Origin of the sequence: Methanospirillum sp., assembly GCF_035560735.1 — an archaeon.
GTDB lineage: Archaea > Halobacteriota > Methanomicrobia > Methanomicrobiales > Methanospirillaceae > Methanospirillum.
Window position 1 is genome coordinate 1 of sequence record NZ_DATMYY010000354.1, and the last position, 11,050, is coordinate 11,050.

At 46.8% G+C, this 11,050-nt stretch carries 10 protein-coding genes; 6 read left to right on the top strand and 4 right to left on the bottom strand.

Annotated elements, in window-relative coordinates:
- The coding region (locus VN429_RS10540; protein ID WP_325633064.1) for a hypothetical protein at nucleotides 1-687 on the top strand (687 nt) is incomplete at its 5' end.
- Between the two features lie 396 nt (nucleotides 688-1,083).
- Here VN429_RS10540 and ribB read toward each other — a convergent pair.
- The 4 genes from ribB to VN429_RS10560 all read right to left on the bottom strand — a co-directional run bounded on the left by ribB (nucleotide 1,084) and on the right by VN429_RS10560 (nucleotide 6,794).
- Entirely contained in the window at nucleotides 1,084-1,755 is a 672-nt protein-coding gene (gene ribB / locus VN429_RS10545) for a 3,4-dihydroxy-2-butanone-4-phosphate synthase (protein WP_325633066.1), read from the bottom strand.
- Entirely contained in the window at nucleotides 1,752-2,417 is a 666-nt protein-coding gene (locus VN429_RS10550) for a DUF120 domain-containing protein (protein ID WP_325633069.1), read from the bottom strand. Before VN429_RS10550 ends, ribB begins: the two co-directional genes overlap by 4 nt.
- Nucleotides 2,418-2,534: 117 nt before the next feature.
- On the bottom strand, nucleotides 2,535-4,028 hold the full coding sequence (gene malQ, locus VN429_RS10555) for a 4-alpha-glucanotransferase (protein WP_325633071.1): 1,494 nt from the start codon (nucleotides 4,026-4,028) through the stop codon (nucleotides 2,535-2,537).
- 51 nt (nucleotides 4,029-4,079) lie between these two features.
- On the bottom strand, nucleotides 4,080-6,794 hold the full coding sequence (locus VN429_RS10560; RefSeq protein WP_325633083.1) for a DUF3536 domain-containing protein: 2,715 nt from the start codon (nucleotides 6,792-6,794) through the stop codon (nucleotides 4,080-4,082).
- On the opposite strand from VN429_RS10560, the gene budA reads away from it, so the two are divergent.
- The 5 genes from budA to VN429_RS10585 all read left to right on the top strand — a co-directional run bounded on the left by budA (nucleotide 6,773) and on the right by VN429_RS10585 (nucleotide 10,972).
- Nucleotides 6,773-7,510, top strand: a complete 738-nt coding sequence (gene budA / locus VN429_RS10565) for an acetolactate decarboxylase (RefSeq protein WP_325633073.1) — start codon at nucleotides 6,773-6,775, stop codon at nucleotides 7,508-7,510. The genes VN429_RS10560 and budA overlap by 22 nt on opposite strands.
- A gap of 154 nt (nucleotides 7,511-7,664) precedes the next feature.
- On the top strand, nucleotides 7,665-8,375 hold the full coding sequence (locus tag VN429_RS10570) for a helix-turn-helix domain-containing protein (RefSeq protein WP_325633075.1): 711 nt from the start codon (nucleotides 7,665-7,667) through the stop codon (nucleotides 8,373-8,375).
- Nucleotides 8,369-9,421 carry a hydroxymethylglutaryl-CoA synthase gene (locus VN429_RS10575; RefSeq protein WP_325633077.1) on the top strand — a complete coding sequence of 351 codons (1,053 nt, stop codon included), beginning with the start codon at nucleotides 8,369-8,371 and terminating at the stop codon, nucleotides 9,419-9,421. The genes VN429_RS10570 and VN429_RS10575 overlap by 7 nt, the downstream gene beginning before the upstream one ends.
- Complete coding sequence (locus VN429_RS10580; protein ID WP_325633079.1) at nucleotides 9,418-10,581, top strand: acetyl-CoA acetyltransferase; 1,164 nt, start codon at nucleotides 9,418-9,420, stop codon at nucleotides 10,579-10,581. Before VN429_RS10575 ends, VN429_RS10580 begins: the two co-directional genes overlap by 4 nt.
- Nucleotide 10,582: 1 nt before the next feature.
- Nucleotides 10,583-10,972: a Zn-ribbon domain-containing OB-fold protein gene (locus VN429_RS10585; protein ID WP_325633081.1), complete on the top strand. Its 390-nt coding sequence runs from the start codon at nucleotides 10,583-10,585 to the stop codon at nucleotides 10,970-10,972.
- The last annotated feature ends 78 nt before the right edge of the window (nucleotides 10,973-11,050 follow it).

Genomic DNA, 11,050 nt, shown 5'->3' on the forward strand with positions numbered 1-11,050 from the left:
TTTATTTATGATGCTACACAATACTCAATCATGTTCAAAAATAAAGGGAAGCGGCTAATTATTGCCTTCACAATTTGTTTAATTTTTTGTTTCGCAACTGTTGAGGTCGCGGCAACGAGCTTTAATTTTGATTCCCAGGGAAACAGAGAGAATGGACCAGTTGAAATGATAGGAGGTGTGCAAGGTGGGGTGACCACTGGTACTAGTAGAGATGAATCCTTGGCATTATCGGCAAGAAGTATTGGTGTTGCCATTGGAAATGGATATTCTCAAGGTACGGGTGCTGATGGCCCTAATAGTATTGCGGCTACTCCAACCACAACAAGTGATCCTAACATTCTTGCTGTTGCAGGCTTAGCTTTAGATGAAGTAAAAAAAAATCCACCAAGGCCAAATAGTTATTTGGGTGGTGATAATCCACCAACACAAATACAACAGGGATCGGGGGAAGATACATATTCACATAATGGTGATGGGACACCCACATCCCCCCCTACAATACACCAATCACCAATAGCAGTATCACCACCATCATCGGACCAATTATCAGCACAATTAAAATTAGAATTGGAGGAAATGCCAGGAGGAAAAGCATGTATTGGAGGAGATAACTGCTATTCAAACCCGGAGGAATCAAGTAGTGTCGCTCAACCTATTACAGATGCGCCTCCTCCTCACGGATTGTAAACTAATCACTCCTCCTTTTCCAGGATCTAGGGGATACTTTCACAATCCACAATAACTACTGCTGTGGATACGGAGTTATTCCCATTTTTTCTGTAAAGGCTCATAATAACCCTTCCTTTCAGGTTTCCCACATTTTTTTAAACCCTTAAGAGGTCTTCACCTTCACTTTTGTGTAATTACCAAGAATTATTGATCGTTTAAGGCGGAACGTAACACATAGAGATAAATCCGGTTTTCAGGATTCATTCATAGAAAATCTGAAATTTCATGTGACTGATATTCGATTGTTTATTACCGAACCTATTGATACAAAAAAAGACGATCAGGGGAAGACTTATTCATCAACCGGAACTAAAAATCTCAAAAATATGCAGACAATCAGGAGGTTCTTTCCCCTTATGTCTGACGGTTATCCCATTCTTCGAGAACCTCTGATCCTTCGACAAAGACCAGACCATGTTTCTTTGCATATCTGATCGCCTCTTCCTTTGATAGGGCAAGCCCGCTCTCATCATCAAGCATCTCACAGATGCTGATCGTCGGGTTGATGCCTGCCATCTCTGCCATGGCAACCGAGAGTTCGGTCTGACCATGTCTTTGATCCAGAAGTTTTTCTGCTGCAATCAGCACAGGCATATGACCAGGAGTTCTGAACTGATCCTTGAACAAGACAGGTTCCCCATCGAGAGTATTCTGGACAACCTGCGAGAGAGCATTCACAGTGAGGGATCGATCCTTGTCAGTGATTCCGGTAAAGGTATTCCGGTGATTTACCCAGAGTGAGAATGAAGAGTTATTGGAAGGATCATAGGGAATATCTCCAAGCTGTTCAACCATGGCACAGTTCCTCAGCACATCCCTCGCAAACGGAAGTCCAAGTTTCTTCGCTGATGCAAACGGAATCGCGGTGCATATCAGACCGCCGGCATCATGACGCATCCGACAGATATCACGGTGGGTAATTCGATCAGATCTCATGGTGAGATCGGTCTCACGCTCCCTGTTATCAAAGTCATAGAGCAGTACCATCTCACCTTTTCTGAGCGCATCAAGTGCCTCACGAATCATAACGAAACCTCAATCATTACCTCATCTCCATCCTTTAGATTCAGTTCACGACGCAGACCCACTGGTGCTACCACTTCCACCAGTGCATCAGGATAATGCGATCTTCCTGGAACCACAATACCACAGGGGATGTTTCCTATCAGGCAGGGAAGACATCTGACCTGGCCGAATGTCCGACCTTCTGATTCAAAACCATCAACAACTAACCAGTCTGCGATAGTCAGTTTTTTTCTTCGCTGGATCGCAACAGGTGAGAGACGGAGATTTAACGTGCCAGGGTATGGTGCAAACCCCAGGATCTTCTCAAACTGGTGAACATACTGGCGGATGCTCATGTAGTATGCGCCTTCCCCAAGGCCTGACTCCACTGTTCCAGGGAACTGGTACTGCGTCTCTTTTCTTCCAAAGAGCCGGTAATAGTCGCAGTATTCCTTCCGAAGTACTGACTCGCCCTCTTCGCTGATGGTTATATGCTGACCGTCAGCGATGATGGTCCGCTTGATGAGTTCCTGCTGCTCCAGTGACTTAAGGCGTCGTGAGGCAGTTTGCGGACTGATCCCCAGTTCACATCCCAGACCCTGTGAGTTTAGAAAGACCGGATCATGAAGTCCGCCCCGGAGAGCGATGTGCTTCAGGCATTCAAGATCCTCAGGCCCTGTCATGATACCATATATGAGGAGGATATTATTAATGCGTTATCATCTGTGGGATTGATCCCAAAAATGCATTCGTTGCTGATAACTCACAGATACTTCAGGATCAAAAAGCAGAATCGGTTATTATCTGGCATATAGTTCAGTCAGGGCGTGAAGTTTTTCTGAGAGAGTAACAGGGACCTGTTCTTTCGAGAAGCGCCACAACCAGTTACCCGTTTTAGTTCCGGGGCAGTTCATCCGCGATTCATTCCCAAGATTCAGGATATCCTGCATCGGGATGATCACGGTACTGCCAACACTCATCATCGCGAGCCTGATGAGCATCCAGTTGACCTCTTCAGCTTCAGGGTCCCTGCCAAGATACGCAGCCAGATTTCTCTTCTCTTCCTCTGTTGCCTCTGACATAAACCATCCATAGACAGGGGGATTATCATGAGTGCCGGTGTAGACCACGCAGTTGCTTGAGATATTATGTGGAATATACGGGCTGTTTGCCATCCCGTTTCCAAATGCAAAGAGTAGTACTTTCATCCCGGGAAGGGAGAACTCACGCATTACCTCTCTTACATCAGGGGTAATGATTCCAAGATCTTCGGCAATGATTGGGAGGTATGCTGAACGTTTTGCAATCGTTTTCAGAAGATCATAACCAGGGGCAGATACCCAGCTTCCTGTTATTGCAGTCTCTGAACCTGCAGGAATCTGCCAGAAACCGATCAGACCGCGAAAGTGATCAATCCTGATATAATCCACCATGGAAGCAAGATGCTCAATCCGATCAATCCACCAGGAATATCCGGTTTTTTTAAGCTCATCCCATTCATAAACAGGGCTGTCCCAGATCTGCCCTGTTTCACTGAAGTAATCGGGAGGAACACCAGCTATGACCGCCGGCTTTAGATCTGAATCAAGTTTAAAGAGCTGATGATACACCCAGACATCAGCACTATCATAATCAACATAGATTGGAATGTCACCAATCAGAAGAATCCCGGCATCTTTGCAGACTGCCCGAAAGACATCCCACTGAAGGAAAAAGAGGTACTGAAGAAACTTCTCCTTCAGAACCAATTCGTAATTCTCAGCAAGAGCATGCCTCAGCGCCTCAGGAGTGCGAAGTTTGAGATCAGAGGGCCAGTCACCCCACGCAGCAGGTGAAAACTTCTTTCGAAGAACCTGAAAGAGGGCATAATCATCGAGCCATCCTGCATTTTTACTACAGAATGTTTCAAATCCTGACTGATCATCTGATGCCCTGAACCGCTCAAATGCCCTGGTGAAAATCTTCTCTTTGTATACAATGACCAGTGAAAAATCAACCTTTTCTAAAGGAAAGTCAGGTACCTGATCAAGATCTTCCAGGCCGATAAAACCATCAGAGACCAAGACATCTGGACTAATCAGAAGAGGATTACCAGCAAAAGCAGATAATGCATGATAAGGAGAGTTATCATACTCATATTCAGTCGGATGAATCGGGAGGATTTGCCAGTACCGCTGCCCTGCATCTTTTAGGAACTGAACAAAATCATATGCACCGGGTCCGAGATCGCCAATTCCAAACCGTGATGGCAGTGAAGTGATATGCAGAAGTACTCCGCTTCCCCTCGTTCTCATAGATCGCTCTGATTAGTATGCAAGGGATTCTTTGAAATACATATTTGACAATCAGAGCGGATTTGGAGAGCGGTTTTCCTCAGCAGAGGATGCAACATCATAGACAATATCAAGATGCCTACCAAGCTCCTGAAATTCGTCAATCCATTGCTGCAACTCTTTATCATTTTGTGCATTCCTGCTTGCCTGATCAACGCATAAGGAATAATGAGTGAAGTAGGTGTTCTGACTCTCCCTCAGATCCAGAGGGAGTGAAAGAGGCTTGAGAGTCATGAACAGTGAGTTCAGATCGCAAATCTTCTGCAATGAATAGGGTTCACGCATTATCATTTTGACATCACGACTGATCCGACTCGCTGCTGAACTGCTCAGCAGCCGGATGTCGGGAGTCGCTTTGCTCATAATAAGCCGGGCTACAGATTTTTTGAGTGAAGGGATACCCACGGCTGCGTTCTCAAGACATCTCCGGACTTCAGCATTGAGAATGTACTGCTCAAGTGAGGAAAGGATTACAGGAGGGGTAATTCCTTCCTCTTTCAGCGAGGGCATGAGAGCGATATCCCCTGGAAAGATCTCATAGAGATGAAACTCAAGATCTGCCATAGTTGTTGCAAGAACAGATTCCTGAATCTTCCTTCTCCCATCAGGAAAGATCTTTCTGAACGGTATTATGTTATCACAGTTTTTCTTCAGATTACGGATCAATCCCTGATTATCCCGCCTGCTAAAAGCATCCCAGAGATCCTGTTCCATCTGCGCAAAGTCATTCTCTGATACAAATTGCCTTGTGCTACCGACATAGGCCATCTCACCAAGCCAGACAGAGGCAATAACAAGATGAGACTCTTCATGAGTCAGTTCAGATCTGAAGATCGCAGTACCGGTCATAAGTCCCAGATTATCGTCACGTTCTAACCTGCATTGCCCACATCTGATTTGATACGTGTAGAGAGGAGTTTCTTTGATGGAGCCATTCAGCAGTGCAGAAATAGCATAGAAGCAGGCAATCTGGTCTCTGTCAACCACTGCAGTCTTGACATAGTTTTCATAAATATCAGCACCACTGCCAGTTGACACAATATTGCTAACCGAACGGCTAAGTATACCGGTGTATGCAGGTTCATAGTCAAAATCGGTGAGTTCATGTGCCAACTGGATCGCCCTGCAGGCATACATCATCACCTGAACAGTCTCAATCCCTGATATTTCATCAAAAAACCACCCACAACTGGTATACATAAGAAGGGCATTTCGCTGAACTTCCAGCAGTTTTAGTGCTCTTGTTACCTGATCAGACGAGATTCCCGGGATCATATGCCTTGAGATAAACCTGTTCAGACGATCGCCGGACCTGTCAAGTATGAGATCAATGTATTCATTACGTGCCAGCCCGGGATCAGAGAAAAGTAAACCTGCTTCTTTCTCATACATCGCTGAAAGAGAAACATTCAGGTTATCCATGGCCTCCCTGAGTGGACCACGCCATTTCTGATTCCAGAGTCTTGGATTATTGAGAGGAGTTGCATTTGCAAGCGAGATACACTCCCCTGGATCAGAGATCAGACAGGCATGATATGTTCTGCATCCACAGTCACTCTTCCATCGTTCAACTCCGTGGCTGCAGCTCCATGATGTATTCTCGTAAATCTCAACCTCATATTCTGGAGGATGATTCTCTAGATACTCCCCAAATATGGTAATTCGGGCCAACTTTTTTTCTTCAATAATGTGGAGAGCATATGCCAGAGCCATATCGGCAAACCGGTGATGATGCCCGAACGTCTCCCCATCGGTTGCAATACTGAGAAGATGTGGAGAATCATCCCTGCCTGAAAATGTTGAGATCATCCGGTCTGCAAACTGTTCGCCATTACTGAGCAGGGACCCAAAGGCGATCTCGCCGGCTATGGCATGATCATAAAAGAAGAGGGCAATCGATCTTCCTGATGGAAGTTTGCAGAGATAGGGTCTGCCGGTATCAAGGTTCTGTGGATCTGTGAGCTCCCATGAACCACCAGAGTTTTTCCTGATACGACTCGCCTGATATGGAGAGAGGATTGTATAGAGGATGCCCTGTTCTGCCAGGATCTCAAGTGTTTCGGTATCAACTGCAGTTTCAGCAAGCCACATTCCTTCTGGCATCCGGTTGAACCGTGAGACAAAGTCGCGGATCCCCCAGATTATCTCGGTCTCTTTGTCTCTCCGGGTAGCAAGAGGCATGATGATATGATTATAAACCTGTGCAATGGCTGAACCATGGCCTGAAAACCGTTCTCGGCTTACCCGATCTGCCAGGATAATCTGATCATAGAGTTCGGGGTTATGTTCTTCTATCCAGGAAAGAAGAGTCGGGCCAAAATTAAAACTGATACTGGCATAATTATTGACAATATCCAGGATTTTTCCGCCAGATCCCAGGATACGGGATGAAGCATTGGGCGTATAACATTCTGCAGTAACCAGTTCATTCCAGTCATGATATGGATATGCAGATCCCTCATGCTCGATCTCCTCAAGCCACGGGTTTTCCCTGGGAGGCTGGTAAAAGTGTCCGTGAATGCAGATATATTGGTTAATATGAATCGCCCCCTGGTCACGCGGACAGGTTATCTCATTTGGATGCAGGTGTTGATCAACCTTGTGCGGATATTGTAGATATCCATATGCGAGGAATGGGCCAGATAAGATTATGGATTGATATCGAATAAAAGAGGTTTCATCAATCCAAGAGGAGAAATGATGGTATGAGATTATACCGGATATTATCCATCCTTGCTATTCTGACGGTGCTTATCTGTGCAGTTGGTTTTCCAGCAGTAACTGCTGAAAAGAGTGATGAAGACCTCACCTCACAGGCGGGAGTCTTCTCAGTTCTTGAAGAAGGCAACTACGATCGTCATACTACCGTGGATGATATGAATAAATACGGTGATTTCGGGGTGGGTGGATTTGAAAGTATGGATGGAGAACTGATCCAAATCAACGGAACAGTGTACCAGGTCACATCAGACGGAGTGGTTCACACACCTCCGGGAGATACAGGAGTTACATTCATGAACACAGTCTGGTTCAATCCCGAACAGACACATGAGTTTTCAGGATCAAAAAATCTCACCGAACTCGAGGATGAGTTGAACCAGTCATTCCCATCCAGGGACTGTATCTACGCGATCAGGGTGGACGGATTTTTCCCGGAGATGAAGGTTAGAAGTGTCCCTGTGCAACAGAAACCATATCCAGCACTTTCATCTGTTATCGCAAACCAGAGCGTTTTTAATCTCACCAACACTTCAGGCACAATATCAGGATTCTGGTTCCCGGCATATATGCAGGGTGTAAATTACGCAGGATTCCATCTGCATTATATTTCTGCTGACAAGACTGCAGGCGGACACATCCTTGGGCTCACCATAGAAAACGGAACTGCAATGATGGATCCTATACGCTCCGTCAAAGTTTCAAATGAAGAACTGTCACCATAATGTTAGGAAACTTAAATATCCCCCGATTTTTAAAAAGTCAATCGTATTACTGTGCAACAGGAGTAATGACCAGAAACCTGAAATAGCATAGTTCGATCTTTGTCGATTGGCATTTCGTTAATTATTTAACTTCCCCCTCCCTCACTGTACAGGCATGGAACCGGGACTGCGCCATCGGCTTGCAGAGAAGATGGCGGGGGAGATAACCCTCTCTGATTCTCCGGGGAAGACCCTGAAGAAATGGCGAATGAGTTTTGACATATCTCAGGGACACCTGTCCGAGTTTCTCGGCGTCTCGCCTTCAGTCATCAGTGACTATGAAAGCGGGAGGAGGAAGAGCCCGGGTACTGCGATTATCGGACGGATCGTAGACAGCATTCTGGCCATTGATGAAGGAAGGGGCGGCAGATATATACAGAAATTTGCCTCGCTCCTCTTTGCTGAGATGGGAGAAGGTGTCATCTACGATCTCCATGATTACTCAAACCAGATTACCCTTGAGACATTCTGCAGGGTAATCGGGGGAGAACTCCTCACAGGACCCACAGATTTGACGATCTACGGGTATACGATAATCGACAGTATCAAGGCTATCATGAACCTCTCATCGAACGAGTTCAACCGGATCTACGGGTGGAGCACCGAACGGGCGCTTATCTTCACTGGAGTATCCAATGGAAAGTCACCAATGGTGGCGATCCGGGTTACCCCCTTCAAACCCCGGTGCGTAGTACTCCACGGCATTTCAGCGGGGGAGGTTCATCCAATTGTGCCAAAAATGGCAGAGAAGGATCATATCACCCTGATGTGTACCGAGAAGGATATTGAAGAGATCGTGGAGAATCTGAGGGACGAAAAATGGTAGGAATCATCTCATACGGAGCGTACATTCCACGCTACCGTATCAAGGTAGAAGAGATCGCACGGGTCTGGGGTGCGAATGGTGCCGAGATCTCTAAGGGACTCGGGGTATTTGAGAAGAGTCTTCCCGACATGGACGAAGACACCATCACCATATCAGTCGAGGCCACCCGTGCAGCAATGGCCCGGCGTAAGATCAACCCGGTTGATATCGAAGCAGTATATGTCGGATCAGAGTCGCACCCGTATGCCGTCAAACCGACTGCAGTGACAGTCGGAGAAGCCATCGGGGCAACACCTGTAATGACTGCAGCAGATTACGAGTTCGCATGCAAAGCAGGAACTGCAGCAATTCAGACCTCGATGGGTCTTGTAAAATCAGGAATGGTGAAACTGTCTGTTGCTGTTGGTGCAGATATCGCTCAGGGAGAACCCGGAGACGCACTTGAATATACGGCAGCAGCCGGAGGGGCGGCATTTGTTATCGGAAACGATGATCCGATTGTTGAAATAAACCACACCTGCTCGTTCTCAACTGATACACCAGACTTCTGGAGACGCGAGAACAAACCATACCCCCGACATGGAGGAAGGTTTACAGGTGAGCCTGCATACTTCAAGCATGTAATCGGGGCATCAAAGATGATGCTCGAAAAGATGGGAACCAAACCATCAGATTATGATTTTGCAGTCTTCCACCAGCCGAACGGGAAATTCCCGGTTCAGGCAGCTGGTATGCTCGGTTTCTCAATGGACCAGATCAAACCGGGGCTTGCAGTAACCTACCTTGGAAATACCTATTCAGGAGCATCAATGGTCGGGCTCTCTGCAGTCCTTGATGTTGCAAAACCAGGAGACCGGATCTTTATGACCAGTTATGGATCCGGGTCAGGCAGTGACTCTTTTGATATGACCGTAACTGATGTGATCAATTCAGATATTTTCCACCGTGAGGCAGCCCCGACAGTGGCAGCTCTCCTGGCTGACAAGAAGCTTGTTGACTATGCAGTATATGCCAAACACAAAGGCAAAGTGGTGATGATGGAATGAGAGAAGTCGCAGTTATCGGAGTCGGTTGTACAAAGTTCGGTGAGAGGTGGGAAAGTTCATTCAGGAACCTCTTTGTTGAGGCTGGTGCCCTGGCACTTGAAGATGCAAATCTTTCAGGTGTACACATCGACGAGCTCTTTGTCGGTAACATGAGTGCAGGCAGATTTGTCGAGCAGGAGCATGTCGGAGCACTTATTGCAGATTATGCAGGTCTTGCCACTGAAAACATTCCGGCAACACGTGTGGAAGCTGCATGTGCATCAGGTGGACTTGCATTCAGACAGGCGTACACCGCTGTTGCTTCAGGAATGTCAGACATCGTCGTTGCAGCGGGAGTCGAGAAGATGACCGATGTCGATACCAGTGTCACTACTGATGTGCTTGCCGCTGCTGCAGACAGAGAATGGGAAGGGATTGCAGGAATTACATTTCCCGGTCTTTACGCTATGATCGCGACCCAGTACATGCACAGGTATGGACTTACCCGCGAGCAGCTCGCACAGGTCGCAGTTAAGAACCATGAGAACGGGGCAAAGAATCCAAATGCACAGTACCAGAAGCCAATCACTCTGGACACTGTCTTAAAGTCAACCCTGGTTGCAGATCCACTCAGGCTCTTTGACTGCTCACCGGTAACCGACGGGGCATCTGCAGTCATTCTCGCACCGCTTGAGAGGGCACGTGAGTTCACCGACACACCAATCAAGGTTCTCGGCTGCGGTCAGGCCTCAAGTTCCATCGCACTTCATGACAGGAAAGATATCTGTACTCTTGATGCAACAGTTGCCGCAGGCAACAGAGCATTCCAGACTGCAAAAGTTGAGCGGAAGGATATCGGGTTTGTTGAGGTGCATGACTGTTTCACCATCGCAGAGATCTGTGCCATTGAGGATCTCGGTTTCTGCAAGAAAGGAGAAGCAGGAAAACTTACCGAAGACGGATACACAGCTCTTGGAGGAGAACTTCCAATCAACCCGAGTGGAGGGCTGAAAGCATGTGGTCACCCGGTCGGAGCAACCGGAATCAAACAGGTCTACGAGGTTGTCAAACAACTTCGTGGTGACGCTGGAAAACGACAACTTGATGCAGACATTGGTATGACCCACAATGTGGGAGGAACAGGAGCAACTGTCGTCTGTCATATCTTTGGGAGGGCATAAAATGAGTGTAGCACGTTTCTGGAGAAAGCAACAGAACCGGTACAATCTTATCGGTACACACTGCGAAACCTGTGGCAGATATTTCTACCCGCCAAGACCATTCTGTCCCGACTGCCGTCGTGAGGGAAAGATAGTAGATCACAAGTTCAAAGGAGATGGGACTGTGGTCACATATTCCATTATCAGAAGTGCCGGTGATCAGTTCAAATTCCTGACACCTTATGCACTTGCCATCATCGAACTTGATGAAGGAACCAAACTGACCTCTCATGTGATCTGCGATATTGATAAGATCCATATTGGAATGAGGGTCAGGCCTGTCTTCCGCAAACTTGCAGAAGAAGGATCAAGTGGCGCAATATTTTACGGCACAAAATTTGTCCCAGCCTGAAATTAACAGGCATTATTCTTTTTTTATAAAGTTTTTTTCGGACTTCGTGAAATGTCGAACACGCCATCGTTAATTATA

Excerpts from the sequence above, each read along its gene's own strand:
- VN429_RS10570 (WP_325633075.1), top strand. The coding sequence starts at position 7,665 with ATGGAACCGGGACTGCGCCATCGGCTTGCAGAGAAGATGGCGGGGGAG.
- ribB (WP_325633066.1), bottom strand. The coding sequence starts at position 1,755 with ATGATTCGTGAGGCACTTGATGCGCTCAGAAAAGGTGAGATGGTACTG.
- VN429_RS10575 (WP_325633077.1), top strand. The coding sequence starts at position 8,369 with ATGGTAGGAATCATCTCATACGGAGCGTACATTCCACGCTACCGTATC.
- VN429_RS10580 (WP_325633079.1), top strand. The coding sequence starts at position 9,418 with ATGAGAGAAGTCGCAGTTATCGGAGTCGGTTGTACAAAGTTCGGTGAG.
- malQ (WP_325633071.1), bottom strand. The coding sequence starts at position 4,028 with ATGAGAACGAGGGGAAGCGGAGTACTTCTGCATATCACTTCACTGCCA.
- VN429_RS10550 (WP_325633069.1), bottom strand. The coding sequence starts at position 2,417 with ATGACAGGGCCTGAGGATCTTGAATGCCTGAAGCACATCGCTCTCCGG.
- VN429_RS10585 (WP_325633081.1), top strand. The coding sequence starts at position 10,583 with ATGAGTGTAGCACGTTTCTGGAGAAAGCAACAGAACCGGTACAATCTT.
- budA (WP_325633073.1), top strand. The coding sequence starts at position 6,773 with ATGAGATTATACCGGATATTATCCATCCTTGCTATTCTGACGGTGCTT.